Raw genomic sequence first — 16,644 nt, 5'->3', positions numbered from 1 at the left:
CCGATGAACGCCTCGAAGATCGTCACCCTCGGTCTCGCGCTCTCTCTCGCCGCGGCGTCCGCGGCGGGCGCCACGACGGCGCCGCGCCTCCCGCGCCGCCTCGTCGACGACCCGCGCGCTGCCTCGCGCGAGGAGAGCGCGATCTCGGGGGACGCGCAGGCCACCTCGTCGGCGACGGGTCAGGCCATTCCCAGAGCTCTCGCGCGCCTCGGCGCGATTCAGAACGCCGGCGGCTCCTGGGGGGCGACCTTTGAGTACCCCGACACGTCGACCGTCGTGGACGCCCTCGGCCGCGCGCAGCTCCCCGGGGATCCCTTCCGCCGCGGCTTCGGCTGGCTGACGGGGCACGCGCCGGCCGACAACGACGAGCTGTCGCGGCAGCTCGTCGCGCTCGAGCGCGTGACGTCGCTCGATCTCGGCGCGCCGCTCGACACCCTCCTCGCCGCGCGCAACGTCGCCTCGACGAACACCTCCGCGCCGAACTATCCCGAAGGAGGCTGGGGTCTCGCCGCAGGGTACGAGACCGACTCGCTCACGACGTCGCTCGCTCTTCTCGCGCTCGAGGGCGGAGGGAGGAAGGCCGGCATCGCCGCGGTGAACGAGGCGCTCGCCGGCGGCACGACGCGGACGCACACGTGGACGATCGCCTCGAGCGCGACGAAGGCCCGCATCCAGATCACCGTGAGCGGCTCGACGGTGCGCCTCCGCATGAAGCAGGGGACGCCTCCCACCGGCGCCGACCCGTACTTCTCGCTTCCCTCTCCCGGCACGTACCTCATCGTCTTCCCGGACTCCGGCCTTCCCTTCACCCCGGGAACGAACTACATCACGATCGAGAGCCCCAACCCCCCCGCCTCGGCGGCGACGTATTCGTTCACCGCCTCCTACCAGACGCCGACGTTCGACACCCGCGCCTTCGCGGAGGCGCTTGAGTACCTGAGGCAGTCGAAGAACGGCGACGGCGGGTGGGGGATCCAGAGGGGATCGCCGACCAGCCTCTACACGACGGCGCACGTCCTTCTCGCCCTCCTGAGGTACCGCGACTACGATCTCGACGCGGAGCTGGCCGCGGGGATCGCGTACCTTCAAGGGCAGCAGCTTCCCGGAGGCGCCTTCGGCACGGGCGGCGTGAGCTATCTGACCGCGATCGCCGCCCTCGATCTCCTCGAATACCAGCCGTGCCCCTTCAGCGCGGCGGCCGAGAGCGCGATCACGGCCCTGCAGTCGATGCAGAACCCCGACGGCTCGTGGGCGGAGGAGCCGTACGACACCGGCCTCGCCCTCCGGGCGCTGTGGGAGTACGACAGGGACGGCGACGGCGTCCTCGCCGACGGCGATTGCTCCGGAGTCGCAGGAGATCACCTCTGCACCGTCGGCATGACCACGGGGTGCGACGACGACTGCGTGGACTACTTCAACCCGACCCAGGGGGCGGTGGTCTTCGGCCAGACCGTCAGCGGCCAGGACAAGGACACCTTCACGTGGCCGAGCCCGGTGGACGTCACCTACGTCAAGGGCGATCTGGCCAGCGTGCGCACGTACGGCGTGATCGCCGGAGGCGCCGTCTCCTACGCCACCTCGCTGAGCACCTTCGGCGACGTGCCGGCGGTGAAGAAGGGGTACTACTACCTCTTCCGCCCGGCCGGGAACTGCGGGAAGACGAGCTGGCAGTCGACCCTGGGCGCCGAGCCCGGCAGGGACACGGCGAGCCTCGGGCAGATCACGATCGCCATCACGAGCCCGACGAATGGCGCGGTGCTCACCGCGTCGCCTGCGGCCGTCACCGGGACGGTGACGGGGGCCGAGCCGATCAACGTGACGGTGAACAGCGTCGCCGCCTCGGAGAGCGCGGGGGCCTTCACCGCGTCGGTGCCGCTGGTCCGAGGCGCCAACACGCTCACGGCCGTCGGCGTCGACGCCGCCGGGTTCATGGGGACGTCGGCCGCGATCGGCCTCACGCTCGTGGACTACTCGATCGCGAAGGGGGGGGTCGTCACCGGCACGCGGATCTTCACGGCCGCCTCCTCGACGCTCGATCAAGTCGCCTTCTACACCGAGAGCCAGATGGGTGTGCCGGCGGGGGTGACGTACTCGACGACGTCGGTGAGTCGCATCTCGGCGACGCAGATGCAGATCGGGTTCCAGATCAATGTCTCCGCGAGCGCGGTGACGGGGATCTACTTCTTCCAGGTGACGTACGGCCTGCTCGACGCGGCGCTCAATCCCCTCGGCCCGCTGACGGGAAACGTCTTCGACTTCGAGATCCGGGTCACGCCTTGAGTCGAGGCGGGCTCGCGACTCCGATCCATCTCCGGACATCCCCGTCGCTGGAGGAGGAGACAATGGGTACGGCCGCGTCCGGCGGAGCCCCCCAATCGACGTCGTCGCCGACGCGAACTCGCGCCTGGATGGGGGCGCTTCTCGTCGCCGCGCTCTCCTGGCCGGCGGCGATCGCCCAGCCGGCGGTTCTCTGGGGATTTTTCGGCTCGGACGTCGACGGGAAGCTCGGGCGGGCCGTGGCGGGTGCGGGGGATCTGAACGACGACGGCCACGACGACGTCATCGTCGGCATCCCCGGAGCTCTCGGATCCAGAGGGCTTGTGATCGTCTTCTCGGGGATCGACGGCCACGTCCTCCACGCCTTCGCCGGCGAGGCGGGGGGCCTCTTCCTTGGTGCGACCGTCGCGAATGCGGGCGACGTCAACGGCGACGGCGTCAACGACATCATCGCGGGAGCTCCGTCGTACTATCCGGGCGCCTCGGCCCCGCCGGGCTACGTCCGGGTCTACTCCGGAGCCGACGGCTCCACCCTCCACACGATCGTCGGTGCGAGCGCCACCAGCCGGTTCGGATCCGTCGTGGCCGGGGTCGGCGATGTTGACGGCGACGGCAGGTCGGATTTCCTCGTCGGCGCGCCCGGCCCGGGAGGCATCTCGGGAGGTTTCGCAAGGCTCTACTCGGGAGCCGACGGCACGGTGCTCTTCACGGGATCCGGGACGGGAACCGCCAACTACGGCCAGTCGCTCTCCGGTACCGGGGACATCGATGGCGACGGCGTGCCCGACTTCATCATCGGCTCGCCAGGGTACGACGCGGGATCCAGGAGCAACGTCGGACAGATCATCGCCTATTCCGGCGCCACCCTGACGCCCTTGAAGACGATCACGGGGAAGAGGCCCGCCGCAAGCTTCGGCTGGTCGGTCGCCGGGGCGGGGGACGTCAACGGGGACGGGAGGCGCGACATCGTCGTCGGAGCGATCGGCGCCACGTTCGGCAAGAGGACGGCAGCCGGACAGGTGACGATCTTCTCCGGAAGGGACTTCAAGAAGATCGGCTCGGTGAAAGGGGCCGTCTCGAACGCGTTCCTGGGATCCTCCGTCGCGGGCGCGGGGGACGTCGACGGAGACGGCAAGGACGAGATCATCATCGGGGCCTTGGGCAGCACTTCCTTTGGTGGGGAGATCTTCGTCGTCTCCGGAGGAGCCCACGGGAAGGTCCACTTCACCTTGACCGGGGCCGCCGGCGAGAACTACGGCGACAGCGTCGCCAACGCCGGAGACGTCGACAACGACGGTCTTCCGGATCTGATCGTCGGTGCTTGGGGCGCGAGCCCGAACGCGGTCCTGCACGCCGGCCAGGCGCTGGTCTTCAAATACTGATCGGCTCGATTCCCGGGAGCGCCCTCCATCAGAGTCCTCTGGATGAGGAGGGTGACCTTCACCGGAGGATTGAGTCGGCACTCGGCAGTCCCCGTCGCGCCGGTGTCGCAAGCGGTCTCTGTGACCCACCCGTCGCTGCCGGCCGGATTCTTGAACTTGTTCAGGACGCCGGAGCACCGGATCCTCTTTCCCTGGCCGTCCTGGAGGATGAATCGGACGCCGAGCGTTCCCGGGTCGATGCTTCCGGCGATCCGGATCGATGGGCCGGCGCTCCGAAACTCGATGAGCGACCCGGAAGGGGAGGTGGCGACCCTCACTTCCCCCAGTCCGAGAGCGTCGGAAGGGAAGGTCACCCCCGTTCGGTTCGCCCTGGAGTCAGCGCAGGCCTCCATCACCGAGGTCGGCGGCGCCACCGTGACGATCCAGGGCCCCGCCAACTCATCGCAGATTGCGCCGCAGGAGTGGGCGGGAGGCGCAACGCCGGGGGCCGGCGAAGAGCGGCGGGTCTGCGCGCTCATCAGCAGAGGAAGGGTGGCGATCAAGAGGATGAGACCGCGCATCGGCTCGAGTATATCCCGAGATTTCCGATCCGGGCCCTATTCGGCCGGAGATCGCATTACTTCCTTGACTGCAAGCTATTTTCAGGGTACTGAGTGGGGCGAAAGTTCGCCATTCTTGGACTTTCTTCACCGATATCGCCTTTGGATCCGTGGGAACGCGGCGTTGAGCCGCGCGGGCCGGGGGGCCCCTCTCACTCACTCGAGCCGAGGAGCACATCGATGCGCAGCCGGAAGCCGACGAATCTCCGAGTCCGCTCTCTCATGCTGACGCTGGGAATCGTGATCCTGACCGGCGGTTTCTACATGCTGGCGGAGGATCCTCTTCCGGAGAAGACGGCCGACGAGGACATCATGTCGGCGATGGGTCGCGTGGCCCAGACGCAGGCCGACGAGCGGGACGCCGCCGCCGCGGGAGGAATTCAGGCCACGGCGCTCGCCACCGGGCAGGACGACGACAACGACGGCCCGCTCGGCGGGCAGGCCGAGACCTCGCTCGCCGTGGACCCCACCGGCATGCACATCGTGATCGGCTTCAACGACACGCGGGGTTTCTCCCTCAATCCCGCGTCGGTGTCCGGGTTCCGGTACTCGGATGACGGCGGCGTGACCTTCGTCGACGGCGGCCAGCTCCCCGTCACGACGGGGACGAGCGCCATCGGCACCACGCTCTTCCCTCAGGTCTTCGGCGATCCCGAGGTCAAGTACGTCCCCGGCGGTGGGGGCTGCCAGTTCGTCTACTTCTCGATCGTCGTCAAGAAGTTCTCCACCACCGGCACGGCGCAGACGATGGGCGTGCACCGCTCGACCGACTGCGGCCACACGTGGACGGGCCCCTTCGAGGTGACGACCGCGACCAACCCCCACGGTCTTCTCTCGGGCGTGAACGCCCGCGATGCAGCCGACAAGGAATTCGCCGACGTCGACCCGGAGACCGGCCGCGCCCTCATGAGCTGGTCCAATTTCACCTCGACGGCCTTCGCCCCCGGCGGCGTGGAGATCTCGGCGACCTTCTCGGACAACATCTTCTCGGCGACGCCGCCGACCTGGTCGGCCCGCAAGATCGTCGCCGCCGCCTCCGGCGACGGCCAGGCCTCGATTCCCCGATTCGTCGGGGGCGGGTCGTCGAACGTCTACGTCGTGTGGCGGCGCACACCGGTTGCGAACGGAAACAACGTCGGCTACGCCCGCTCGACGGACAACGGCGCCAACTGGAGCCCGGCGGTGCAGCTGACCACGAACTTCTTCACCATGGATCAGGTCCCGGGGAACGACCGCGTCAACACCTCTCCCTCCCTCGCCGTGGACAACTCGGGCGGAACTTTCCAGGGAAACGTCTACGTCGTCTACTCCAACAACTCGAACCATGACGGCGCCGACGTCGCTTTCCAGCGCAGCATCGATGGCGGGCTGGGCTTCTCCGCACCGGTGATCCTCGACAGCCGCCCCGGCGCCGACCGGGCGCAGTGGTTCCCCTGGGTCACGGTCGACACGACGACGGGCCGCGTGTACGTTCACTACTACGACCAGGGGATCGCCGCGAGCGGTGATCTCACGGAGACGACCTTCCTGTACTCCGACGACGGCGGCGTCACGTGGAGCAAGCCGATGGCCATGAGCGACCGCCCGTACCACGCGGGGTGGGGGAACGACACGGGCCAGCCGAACCTCGGGGACTACAACCAGAGCGTGGCCCAGGGGGGCCAGGTTTTCGCGACGTGGGCCGGCACCGAGCTGAAGGGGTTCCTCGACCAGCAGCCGGTCGGGAACTTCAGCACCCCCGACGTCTTCTTCAAGCGCGCCCCCGCCACGAAGATCTCGCTGAGCCTCGGCGGCGTCACCTTCACCGAGACCGGCGGGAACGGCTTCATCGACGCGGGGGAGACGGTCAGCCTGAAGATGCCGCTCCTCAACTACGTCACCAACCCGATCAGCGCCGGCAGCCTCACCCGGATCAGCGGCACGCTGTCCACCTCCACCGCGGGGGTGTCGGTCACCCAGGCGAGCTCGGACTACCCCGACCTCGCCGCGGGAGCCAGCGCGCTCGACAACACCGACTACGTCCTCCAGCTCTCCCCCTCGTTCGTGAAGGGGACGCACATCGAGCTGGCGCTGAACGTCTCGAGCGACCAGGGGACGACGACCCTGCTCTTCACGCAGTCCACCGGCACGCCCGAGACGACGACCCTCTTGAATGAAAACTTCGACGCGGCGACCGCGCCGGCGCTGCCGGCGGGATGGAGCGTCGCCCACGGCGGTGGCCTGAACACGGTTCCCTGGGTCACGAACGGCACCTTCTTCGGCACGACCTCCAACGCGGCCTTCCACCAGAACGCCCAGGACGGCAGCACGCCGACCGCCGACCCGACGCGATGGGAGCGGCTGCTCAGCCCCGTCCTGACGGTTCCGGCGGCCGCCGAGTACATGACCGTCGACATGGACGTCGCCTACGACACGGAGGACGACCCCTCCTTCAACATCCAGGCCTTCGACGGCTTCTTCCTGCGTCTCACCGACCAGACCACTGGAAGGGTCATCATCTCCGCTCTGGCCGAGGCCTGGGAGGAGGAGTTCACCACCGACGGCTTCTTGCACTATCCCAAGCACCTCCCGCGCAACAGCAGCACCCGCTACTTCGAGGACATGTCGTGCTGGGCCGGCGATTCGCAGGGCTTCAAGCACGTCCACATGAAGTTCCCCGGCGCCGGCGGCCTGGCCGGAGCCAGGGTGCAGCTCCGGTTCGAGTTCACCCAGGACAGCTCCTTCAACTGCGCGAACGTCCGCCCCGGCCATCAGTGCGGCGTCATGGTGGACAACGTCGTGGTGAAGAGCGTCGTCTCGGGCCAGGCCGACCTGAGCCTGACGAAGACCGTCTCGTCCCCGACGGTGCTGACGGGCGATCCCGTCACCTACGCGATCTCCGTGTCGAACGGAGGGCCGAGCGCGTCGGCCGGCGTCGTCGTGAGCGACAGCCTCTCCTCCTCGCTGACCTTCACCTCATGCTCCTCGACGGGGTCGGGGGTCTGCGGCGGGAGCGGGAACAGCCGCACCGCCGGCTTCGCCTCCCTCGCGTCGAGCGGGACCGAGACCGTCACGCTGGGTGCGACGGTGAACTGCAACGTCCCGGACGGGACGATCGTCTCGAACACGGCCGCCGTGGGCGCGGCGACCCCGGACAACGACCCGGCCAACAACACGGGCGCCGCGTCGTTCACCGTCGTGAACCCGCCGCCGGTGATCGCGTGCCCGTCCGACATCAGCACCGTCAACGCCCCGGGCCTCTGCTCGGCGCCCGTCAGCTTCCCGGCCCCCACGGCCACTGACAACTGCGGCGCCGCGATGGTCACGACCGACATCGCCTCCGGCTCGAGCTTCCCGGTGGGGACCACCACCGTTCACGCCACCGCGACCGACGCGGCCGGAGCGACCGCGACGTGCAGCTTCAAGGTCACGGTCGTGGACACGACGCCCCCGTCGATCACCTGCCCCGCGGACATCAGCGCCGTCAACGATCCCGGTCTCTGCTCCGCCGTCGTCACCTACCCGGCGCCCACGGCCACCGACAACTGCGGCGCCGTGACGGTGGCGACCGACGTCGCCTCCGGCTCGGTCTTCCCGGTGGGCGGCACGACCGTGCACGCGACGGCCACCGATGCCGCCGGCCGCACGTCGTCCTGCTCCTTCAATGTGACGGTCGCGGACAACGAGCCCCCGGCGGTGGCCGTGAGCCTCAGCCCGGAGCGGCTGTGGCCCCCGAACCACCAGATGGTCACCGTCGACGCGACGGTGACATCGTTCGACAACTGCGGCGCGACGACCTGCACGCTGACGTCGGTGAGCAGCAGCGAGCCCGACAACGCGACCGGGAACGGCGACGGGAACACCACGAACGACATCCAGAACGCCGCACCCGGAACGCTCGATCTCTCGTTCGATTTCCGCGCCGAGCGCGCGGGGACGGGCCAGGGCCGCCTCTACACGGCCGGCTACACCTGCGTCGACATCCACGGCAACCCGGCGACCTCCGCGAGGTCGGCCTTCGTGCCGCACGACCAGTCAGGCGTCGAGGACCCGATGAGCATCGAGATGAACCTCGTCGGTGCCGACCCGGTGCTGTCGTGGAACGCCGTGGGAGGCGCCGAGTACTACAGCGTCATCCGCGGAAACGTCGCGCAGCTCTCCGAGCAGACGAACTTCCTGAACCTCGGCGCGGTGGACTGCCTCGAGCCGCGCACGCTCCAGACCAGCCGCCTGGACACCGACACGCCGGCGCCCGGGAAGGTCTTCTTCTACCTCGTGGCGTACCACCACGGGCTGGACAGCACGTACGGGACGCCTTCGGCCTCGAAGCCCCGGGTCCCCGGCAGAAGCTGCCCGTAGAGAGTCATCGGCCTCCGGCCGTTCGGGGGGGCGGGACGAGAGTCCCGCCCCTCTTCTACCCCGCCGATGGGGGGGGCGGATGCAGCGTCCGCTCGATCTCGCCCTCGGACCTGCCGTTGACCCACGGGTACGTGGAGAGGAGCACCGGCGTCCCCTTGAGGGCCACGAGCGTGACGCGATCCTCCGCCTTCCCCGGCTCGAAGGGAACGTGGCCCTCGCAGACCGACGTGAAGCCGGCGTCGTGAAGGGCCGAGAGAAGCGAGCGCCGCGTGAGCCTCAGGCTGAAGGTGTTGTCGATCGACCTGAGCGCGCGCCCCCTGCGCACGTCGTCCGGGTCGCCGTCCTCGTGCTCCCGGACGCGCCGTCCCTGGTACGTCCGATCGCGCCACGCGACCTCGCACTCCGCCGTGAGGCTGACGAGCGTGTCGACGACGAGCACCCCGTCGCACAGGTCGTGCACCTTCTCGAGAACCGCGAAGAGGTCGGGGGCGTCCAGATGGTAGAGGAGCCCGAGCAGGTAGACGACGTCGAAGGATCCGACGCCGTCGCGCGTCACGTTCCTCACGTCCCCCTGAACGAAGCGGACGTTCGCGAGGCCGTGGCGGGCGGCGCACGCCGCCCCCTGCTCCATGCGCCCGGTGCGGGCGTCGACGGCGAGGACCTCGGCGCCGCGCAGCGACGCCTCGATCGCGTAGACCCCCTCGCCGCACCCGAGATCGAGGATGCGCAGATCTTCGAACGGGCGCCGGGCGAAATCGCGCGTGAGCTGAAGGACGCGGCGGACCTTGACCCCGTTGGCCGGGCCCGCCTGGGGGACGTCGGGGCCCCCCTGGGTTCCCTTCCTCGCGAAGATGTCGAGGGCTTCGGGGTCGAGCGAATGGACGGTCTCCTCGGTCACGTCGTTCCTCCTCGAGTGTCCCCTGACGGGCCCCGCGTGTATTCTGCTCCCGTGGACGAGTTCATCTCACGACTCTTCGCCGACCCCGCGATGCTCCGGATGGGGCACGCGCAGCGCGCCGGCGACCTCAACCTCGGCCTGGGTTGGATCTACTACGCCCTCGCGCGCGTGATCCGCCCCCGGACCGCCGTCGTCATCGGCTCCTGGCGGGGGTTCGTCCCTGCCATTCTCGGGAAGGCGCTGGCGGACAACTCCGAGGGGGGCGAGGTGGTCTTCGTCGATCCGTCGTTCGTGGACGACTTCTGGTCCGACTCGGCGCGCGTGACGGGGCACTTCGCGTCGCTCGGCGCGCCGAACGTCCGGCATGTCCGGGCGACGACGCAGGAGTTCGTCGCGACCGAAGAGTACCGGCATCTCGCCGGCGTCGGGATGGCGATGGTGGACGGCTTCCACACGGCGGAGCAGGCGCGCTTCGACTACCTCGCGATGCTCCCCAAGCTCGCACCGGAGGCGGTCACCCTCTTCCACGACAGCGTGCGCCGGTGGGAGAGCCCGATCTACGGGAAGGACCGCCCCTACGAGCACACCGTCTGCCTCCTCATGCATAGGCTGCGCGAGACGCCCGGCCTCGAGGTCCTCTCGTTCCCGTTCGACGGCGGGCTGACCCTCGTGCGCGGGCTCCCTTCGTCTCTCGAGGCGATCGAGGCTCCCTTCGAGCCGGGCGCAGTCACCCGTCCTCCCTTCGGTTCCTGATGTAGGCGAGGAAGTAGCCGTTGAGCTCGGCCGCGCTCCGCGTCCACGACCAGGGCGCGCCGGGCTCGGCGGCGATGTCGCGGTCGATGTCGAGCCCGAAGGGGGCGAGGCCGTCGATGCGCGATCGGTACTGGCGATCCTCGAGGGTCCCATGAAAGAGGTGGGCGAGGGTCTCGTCGCCGCACGCGAGGTTGCCGCGGCACGCGTCCGCCGCTGGAGCCGCCCAGTTCCGATAGCTCGCCCCGCCGCCGTAGAAATCCCATCCGACCGACCGGTGGTTCGCGATCATCTCCTCCGCGCGCCCGACGAGGGCATAGGCCGACATGAGATCGCCGCCCCCCACGACGCAGCGCTCGTAGAAACCGATCCGGCGGAGCGTCTCCGTGCGCGCCGCCCAAGCGTGCCCGTAGGCCGGCCGGGCCATGATGTCGTACCGCCCCGCGCCGCCGGGGACAGGGTCGAACCTCCGCGAGAGATCCACGCGGGCGATGTCGTCGCCGATCCGCTCGAAGAGATCGAGGAAGGAGGGCCTCGAGGGATGGGCGCTGTTCGCGCAGGCCTCCGCGGCGGATTCCCGTCCGAGGGCGATGCGCCGCGTCGCCTCCGGCCTCAGGTACGCCACCCGCCGGAAGGGCTGGACGATCCGGTAATCCCGGAGGAGCCGCCGCGTGCGCTCGTGCCAGAGCGGGTCGGCGAAGATCACGTCGCAGTCGACCCAGGCGACGTACCGGACGTGATCGGGGAGGGCGGAGAGGGCGAGCCCGAGGAGCCTCTCCTTCTGCCACATCAGGTCCCCGCCGGGAATCTGCATGAGGAGGTCGGCGTCGTCGCCGCCGAGGGCGTACGCCCCCGCCGGGCTCCACTCGACCGTCGCCAGGGGAACCTCCAGGGCGCGGCGGAACGAGCGATAGTTCTCGAGACGCGAGGACCACCCCGCCAGGTTGAAGTAGGCTGTGATCACCCAGAGATCGGAGTCGGCGGGGGGGCGCCTCAACGCGCCGTCCGCGCCACGAGGCGTCCCGACACCTCGATCCAGTCGAGGCGGGAGCACTGGCCGCTTCCTTCGCCGCCCATCAAATCGGTGACCCCGACGGCGTCCACGCGCCCCATGTCGATCTCGCCGGCTCCCGCCTCGCCCCCCGGCGTCACGGTCTCGATGTCGAGCCGCCGCCAGGAGGTCGTCGCGATCTCGATCTCGAACTCACGCCAGCCGCCCGACGCGCCATCGCCAAGGTCGCTGACCAGCCACCTGCCGCGCTCGGGCTTGAGGATCAGGCGCAGGCGGCGCGTCCCCGACTGACGCGCGCGCCAGCGCACGGCCCCCGGGGCGGACAGATCGATCACGGCGTCGCGGTGACGCAGGCTGATCGCCCAGGCGCCGGCGCACGCTCCCGACCAGAGATACCAGGGGTCGCCGGGGATCTCGTCGTGGTGGCTCTTCTTGAGCTGCGCCGCGCCGGGGCCGTGCAGGCTCAGGGCGAGATCGGGGTGGGCCAGATGCTCCTGGGTGACGGGTCTTGCGGCGGGGATCTCCCTCCATCCCGCTCGAAAGGCGAGAGGCGGGCTCACGGCGCCGCCGCCGGCCAGGGCTCGTCGATCCTGGACCAGAACTCCTCGAACTTGCCGGTAGGCCCGCGAGGGATCTCGTCGACCCGGACGATTTCGACCCGGAAAGGGTACCCGAGGGCCGCGCGCGCCGCGTCCCCCGCGCGAGCCTCCTCCCCGGCGGTCAGCGTCCGATCCGCGACGACGTTCAGCCGGATCGTGTCGAGCGCGGATTGCACGTACTGCGCCTGTCGTATGGCGTGAACCGATCGGATCTTGCCGAGCTCCACGGGCCAGTATCGACGCCCGTCCGGCGTCCTCACCAGGTTTCGCACGCGCCCGCGCACCTGCCCGATCACCGGAAGCCCGCGCCGGCACTCGCAGCGATCGCCGGCCGTGGCGTAGTCGCCGAGGTCGTACCGGATGAGCGGCGTCGCGAGGTTGTGGAGCGACGTCACCACGACGCGGCCGGTGTCGCCCGGCGCGCAGGGGGCTCCCCGGTCATCGAGGATCTCGACGACGACCGATTCGGACTGGACGTGGAGGCGGCCCCGCTCGCAGGTGAAGGCGATGTGGCCAACCTCGTTCGCCGAGTACATGTCCGAGACGCGAACGCCCCAGCGCTTCCTGAGCGCGCGCTCCGACTCGGGGTCCAGGGGCTCCGAGAGGCACCGGAGCTCCTCGAGGGCGCGCGGCCGCGACGGCGCCTCGTCGAGGCGCTCGAGGAGCGGGCCGGCGAGGCTCGGGTAGACCAGGAGGTAGTGAGGGTCGAACCTCGTGACCCACGCCGCGAGAAGGTCGACGCTGTGCCCCACGTGGATGACCGAGGCGGGGCCGGTGGGCGAGAGGCTCGCGACGGGCGGCCCCCAGCTCGGAAGATCCCGGCCGGCGGGATCGCGGTCGTCCGCGGGGCGGTAGCGGATCGCCCCCAGACGCTTGCCGACGTCGCGCCGCTGCCAGAGGTGCTCGCGGACGGTGAGGGCGTGCCACATCATGCGCGTGGCGCTGGTCGTGCGCACCTCGACCGTGATCCCGGTCGAGCCCGAGGTGATCGTCGATTCGATCGGAGTCTGGTCCGCGGGGATCTGCCGGGCGTGGATGATCCCGGCGTCCTTGCGGAGGTGGGACTTGGGAAGGATCGGGACGCGGCGCCAGATCTCCCAGAAATCGTCGGGGCGCCGATCCGCTTCCGCGAGGAAATCGCCGATCCAGCCGGCGCGCCGGTAGTAGCGCGACTGGCGCTCGGCCCAGGGGAGGAGGTGCCTCAGCTGGAGGCGCTGTCCGAGGAGGACATCCTCGGCCGGGAGCCGCTCGGTCTCGGACATACCGTCGAGGAGGCCGGACCAGCCGGCGTCTCCCGAGACGAAGGGTGGCCACGCGAACCGGGTCGGGTCAACCCGCGCGCGCATGGCCCACGGCGTCCCTCGGGGACCGACGGCTCAGAAGCGGAAGAAGCCGTCGACGAGGTACAGCCTCGTGTCGCTCCCGTCGGCGTAGTACTTGGCCCACTCGAGGCGGCCGCCGAACCGCTTGCCGAACTCGCGCTCGAACCCGAACCCGTAGTGGCCGTTCGTGGAGCTGTTCGACGTCTCCTTCCTCACCCTGGAAGGCTGCAGGTTGGGAATCGAGACGTCCGACGTGCTCTTCGCCGTCCAGTGGAGCCCGCCGAATCTCGCGAAGACGGACCACTTGTCGTGGAGGGGGAGGAATCCGATCACGGCGACGCCGTAGCCGCTCTTCTTCACCTCGTGGCTGCCGGAAACTCCCTCCGGTCCGTCCACGAGCCCGCGCACGTGCGAGGCCCCCTTGCCGAGGTCGGCGTACTCGGCCTCGACGGCGAGCTGCGGGATGAACTTGTACCCGTAGTAGGCCCTCCACCCGAAACCCCGGGTGTCGAAGTTGGTGCCGGAGAGGTGCGAGCTCGGGTTGGTCAGCGTGAGACCGCGCTCCGTCAGCGCGTCGGCGACGTAGTCGTTCCCTGTCTGGCTGTCGCTCCGGAGGAGCGCCTCGCCGATGGCACCGCCGACGTAGGAGCCGGCGTGCGCGTCCACGACGGCGAGAGACCCCGCGCCGAGCGCGGTCATCATCGATGCCGATAGGAGCTTCCTCTGCGACCTCTTTTTCATTGGTTTCTCCGGGGAATGGTGGGCGCTGTGGCGAGCGCGCGGGCGAACAACGGGCGGATCCTTCCCCGCCCTCGTCCCGAAGTCAAGGCGCGAGGGGTGTGGCGCCGCGCTTCCCCAGAGCGAGCAGGTAGAACGGTTTCCTGACGAGATCGTCGGCCGCATCGAGCGGCCTGCACCCCGGGTCGGCCGCGTCGGTCTTCCACTCAGGCGACATCAGGAGAGTGAAGTCGCCGGGCGGGAAGAACTCGACGATTCCCTGGAGCGATCCGCCGAACGATTCGAGCTGGCCGCCGGTGTGCACCTCGATGACGCAGTCGGGCCGGCGTGCAAGGGTCTCGACGGCGCCCCTGAGCGCGAGGTATTCGAACCCCTCGATGTCCATGAAGAGAACGTCCGGAGCGCCGTGCCGCCGGCTCAACTCGTCCACCGTCACGGCCTCCACTTCGAGCCTCCCCCATCCGCGCCCTCCCGCTTCGACGGCGCCGTTGAAGCTGGGATTGAAGTGGAGGATCCCGGGGCGGTCTCCCACCGCCGCCTGCAGGATCGTGATCTGCGGGGCGTCGTTGAGATCGCGATTGACACGCGCCACCGACGCGTTGAACGGCATCGCCTCCACCGCGACGATGCGTCCCGAGCGCCCGGCCCCCCGCGCGAGGATGAGCGCCATCACTCCCTGGTGGGCGCCCAGGTTGAAGACGACGGCCCCCTCCCGCAGCCCGTGTTCGTGGAGGGCCTCGATGACGGGGGGGACGGGCCACTCCATGTCGTACCAGTCGCGGCCCATCTCGTCGGCGATGAGGATTCTCAGCGGGAAGCCGGCGTATCGGTGCTCGACGACGCGCCGCGGATACGTGGCGGCGAGCCATCTCAGTCGGATCCCCCTCAGCCATGTCCAGAGGAAGGAGGGGAGCGCAGCGCGGGCGACGCCTCTGACCGAGAAACCGCCTGCGCCCGGTTCGGTCATGCCTCAGGAGAGGACGTGGATCTCCACGCGCCGGTTCTGGGCGCGCCCCTCGCGGGTGCCGTTGTCGGCGACCGGCTTGGACTTGCCGAAGGAGATCACCGACATCTTGTGGAGCGGGATACCCTGGGTCGAGTTCAGGTACTGGCGCACCGCGTCGGCGCGGCGCTGCCCGAGGAGGAGGTTGTACTCGTCGCTCCCCGTGCCGTCGGTGTGCCCCTGGACCTCGAGGTAGACGTTGGCGTTGTCGGCCTTCAGCTTCGCGGCGAGATCGTCGAGCGTCTTCTTCGCCCCGTCGCTCAGCTCGTACTTGCTGGTCGCGAACTGGCCGGCCACCTCGGAGATGACGACCGTGTAGAGGAGCTTTCCCTTCGCGAGATCGTACGCCTGATCCGCGCGCGCCCCCGCCTTCTCGGCCTTCGAGTCGGCCGTCGCGCCGATACGCTTCGCGTCGCCGGCCTCCTCCTTCACTCCCTCCAGGCGCTGGCCGGTCTCCTCGATGCGCTTCTGGTTGGCCTCGACCTGGGACTCGATGCCGGAGATCTTGGTGTCCTGGGTCCCGAGCCCCTCGCGGAGGGACTTCTTGGTCGCGCAGCCGCCGAGCATCAGGACGGCCGCGGTCGTCACGAGCACGTACGCAAGCTTCTGACCGGACGTCGATCGGTTCATGAGTCTCCCTCGCTCGCCGCGATGCGGGGCCAAGGACGCGCGGGAGTGCTTGTTGGTCCTTTGGCAGGTTCAATTCCCAAGAGCGCCCGAAAGATAGCACGCTCAGGGACTGGTGGTGTACCCCTTCCGCGTCATGACGCGGTGGCGCTTGTCCCGGGTCGTGACGTCGATGCGGTGGAATCCGGGGACGTCCCCCGAAGGGCCCGGGGCGTAGCCGACGACGTATTGGCCCCTGAGCCGCCGGTCGAGGAGGTCCACCGCCGCCTGGATCTCCTTCGGGCTGAAGACCGTCACCATCTCCCCGCCCGTCCCGGAGGTGAACTCCGCCAGCGTCTCGAAGAGCGGTCGGTCCTTCCCTTCGCCGCGCGGATCGGGGCGGAGGTCGAGGGGCTGGTCGGCCAGACCGATGGCGAAGATCGGGACCGGCGCGCGCCGGGCCATCTCGATCGCCTCGGCGTTCGAGATGGTCGAGGCGTTGTCCACGCCGTCGGTCAGGATGATCAGCGCCTTCCTCCCGGCCTCGGTCGCCGACAGAAGAAATGGGGCCTCTGCGAGAGCGTCATGGAGCGCCGTGCGGCCGTAGGCGTCGATGCCGTCGAGCGTGCGCGAGAGGGCCTCGCGGTCGCTGGTGAAGCCGAGCTTCACGACCACCTGGCCGTCGGCGAAGATGAGAAGGGCGATCTCGTCGTGAGGGAGGAGGGAGGCGGCGAAGAGCCGGATCGCCTCCTTGGCCCGCGAGAGCTTCCCCAGGATCTCCATCGATCCGGAGACGTCGAGAAGGAAGGCGACCCTCACCGCCTGGTCGGCCGACGACCCGAAGACCGAGATCTTTCTGAACACGTCGTCCTCGCGGACGTGGAAATCGCGCGGCGAGAGCCCCTGGACCGGCTCCCCCTTCGAGTCGAGGACCGTGACGTGAAGGACGACGAGGCTGACGTCGACCGTCTCGACGTACCCGTTGGGCGGCGGATCCTCCGCGCGGACGCCGGCGACGGCGAAGAGGCTCAGGACAGCGGCGACGATCGGAAGGATCGGGAATCTCGGGCGCAACGGTACTCCGGGGCGGGGCCAACGCGCCCGTTCAATCTTGTCGATG

General features: G+C 69.5%; 12 protein-coding genes. 4 read left to right on the top strand and 8 right to left on the bottom strand.

Going from position 1 to position 16,644, the window contains the following annotated elements:
* Window positions 1-3 precede the first annotated feature (3 nt).
* The 3 genes from HY049_03090 (at window position 4) to HY049_03080 (ending at window position 8,596) form a co-directional block, all read left to right on the top strand.
* On the top strand, window positions 4-2,280 hold the full coding sequence (locus tag HY049_03090; protein MBI3447896.1) for a terpene cyclase/mutase family protein: 2,277 nt from the start codon (window positions 4-6) through the stop codon (window positions 2,278-2,280).
* A 62-nt stretch (window positions 2,281-2,342) separates the two neighbouring features.
* Window positions 2,343-3,659: an FG-GAP repeat protein gene (locus HY049_03085; protein ID MBI3447895.1), complete on the top strand. Its 1,317-nt coding sequence runs from the start codon at window positions 2,343-2,345 to the stop codon at window positions 3,657-3,659.
* A gap of 779 nt (window positions 3,660-4,438) precedes the next feature.
* The gene (locus HY049_03080) at window positions 4,439-8,596 is read left to right on the top strand and encodes an HYR domain-containing protein (GenBank protein ID MBI3447894.1); all 4,158 of its coding nucleotides are present in this window, start codon (window positions 4,439-4,441) and stop codon (window positions 8,594-8,596) included.
* A 55-nt stretch (window positions 8,597-8,651) separates the two neighbouring features.
* Here the strand turns inward: HY049_03080 and HY049_03075 are convergent, their stop codons facing one another.
* Complete coding sequence (locus tag HY049_03075) at window positions 8,652-9,494, bottom strand: class I SAM-dependent methyltransferase (protein ID MBI3447893.1); 843 nt, start codon at window positions 9,492-9,494, stop codon at window positions 8,652-8,654.
* On the opposite strand from HY049_03075, the gene HY049_03070 reads away from it, so the two are divergent.
* Entirely contained in the window at window positions 9,474-10,247 is a 774-nt protein-coding gene (locus tag HY049_03070) for a class I SAM-dependent methyltransferase (protein ID MBI3447892.1), read from the top strand. The genes HY049_03075 and HY049_03070 overlap by 21 nt on opposite strands.
* Here HY049_03070 and HY049_03065 read toward each other — a convergent pair.
* The 7 genes from HY049_03065 to HY049_03035 all read right to left on the bottom strand — a co-directional run bounded on the left by HY049_03065 (window position 10,222) and on the right by HY049_03035 (window position 16,598).
* Window positions 10,222-11,241 carry a hypothetical protein gene (locus HY049_03065; protein ID MBI3447891.1) on the bottom strand — a complete coding sequence of 340 codons (1,020 nt, stop codon included), beginning with the start codon at window positions 11,239-11,241 and terminating at the stop codon, window positions 10,222-10,224. The two genes, HY049_03070 and HY049_03065, sit on opposite strands and share 26 nt — an antisense overlap.
* Window positions 11,238-11,816: a hypothetical protein gene (locus tag HY049_03060; protein MBI3447890.1), complete on the bottom strand. Its 579-nt coding sequence runs from the start codon at window positions 11,814-11,816 to the stop codon at window positions 11,238-11,240. The genes HY049_03065 and HY049_03060 overlap by 4 nt, the downstream gene beginning before the upstream one ends.
* The gene (locus HY049_03055) at window positions 11,813-13,201 is read right to left on the bottom strand and encodes a phenylacetate--CoA ligase family protein (protein MBI3447889.1); all 1,389 of its coding nucleotides are present in this window, start codon (window positions 13,199-13,201) and stop codon (window positions 11,813-11,815) included. The genes HY049_03060 and HY049_03055 overlap by 4 nt, the downstream gene beginning before the upstream one ends.
* 30 nt (window positions 13,202-13,231) lie before the next feature.
* Window positions 13,232-13,918 carry an outer membrane beta-barrel protein gene (locus HY049_03050; protein MBI3447888.1) on the bottom strand — a complete coding sequence of 229 codons (687 nt, stop codon included), beginning with the start codon at window positions 13,916-13,918 and terminating at the stop codon, window positions 13,232-13,234.
* 82 nt (window positions 13,919-14,000) lie between these two features.
* A complete protein-coding gene (locus tag HY049_03045; GenBank protein ID MBI3447887.1) occupies window positions 14,001-14,882 on the bottom strand; it encodes an FkbM family methyltransferase in 882 nt (293 codons plus the stop codon).
* Window positions 14,883-14,885: 3 nt separating this feature from the next.
* On the bottom strand, window positions 14,886-15,548 hold the full coding sequence (locus HY049_03040; protein ID MBI3447886.1) for an OmpA family protein: 663 nt from the start codon (window positions 15,546-15,548) through the stop codon (window positions 14,886-14,888).
* Between the two features lie 102 nt (window positions 15,549-15,650).
* Window positions 15,651-16,598: a VWA domain-containing protein gene (locus HY049_03035; GenBank protein ID MBI3447885.1), complete on the bottom strand. Its 948-nt coding sequence runs from the start codon at window positions 16,596-16,598 to the stop codon at window positions 15,651-15,653.
* Between the last annotated feature and the right edge of the window lie 46 nt (window positions 16,599-16,644).

It is taken from the genome of Acidobacteriota bacterium (genome assembly GCA_016195325.1).
Taxonomy (GTDB): Bacteria; Acidobacteriota; Polarisedimenticolia; order JACPZX01; family JACPZX01; genus JACPZX01.
Note: the sequence above shows the minus strand (reverse complement) of the source record. Positions and strands in the feature narration are given on the sequence as shown.

Excerpts from the sequence above, each read along its gene's own strand:
- HY049_03090 (MBI3447896.1), top strand. The coding sequence starts at position 4 with ATGAACGCCTCGAAGATCGTCACCCTCGGTCTCGCGCTCTCTCTCGCC.
- HY049_03085 (MBI3447895.1), top strand. The coding sequence starts at position 2,343 with ATGGGTACGGCCGCGTCCGGCGGAGCCCCCCAATCGACGTCGTCGCCG.
- HY049_03080 (MBI3447894.1), top strand. The coding sequence starts at position 4,439 with ATGCGCAGCCGGAAGCCGACGAATCTCCGAGTCCGCTCTCTCATGCTG.
- HY049_03070 (MBI3447892.1), top strand. The coding sequence starts at position 9,474 with ATGGACGGTCTCCTCGGTCACGTCGTTCCTCCTCGAGTGTCCCCTGAC.
- HY049_03055 (MBI3447889.1), bottom strand. The coding sequence starts at position 13,201 with ATGCGCGCGCGGGTTGACCCGACCCGGTTCGCGTGGCCACCCTTCGTC.
- HY049_03050 (MBI3447888.1), bottom strand. The coding sequence starts at position 13,918 with ATGAAAAAGAGGTCGCAGAGGAAGCTCCTATCGGCATCGATGATGACC.
- HY049_03045 (MBI3447887.1), bottom strand. The coding sequence starts at position 14,882 with ATGACCGAACCGGGCGCAGGCGGTTTCTCGGTCAGAGGCGTCGCCCGC.
- HY049_03040 (MBI3447886.1), bottom strand. The coding sequence starts at position 15,548 with ATGAACCGATCGACGTCCGGTCAGAAGCTTGCGTACGTGCTCGTGACG.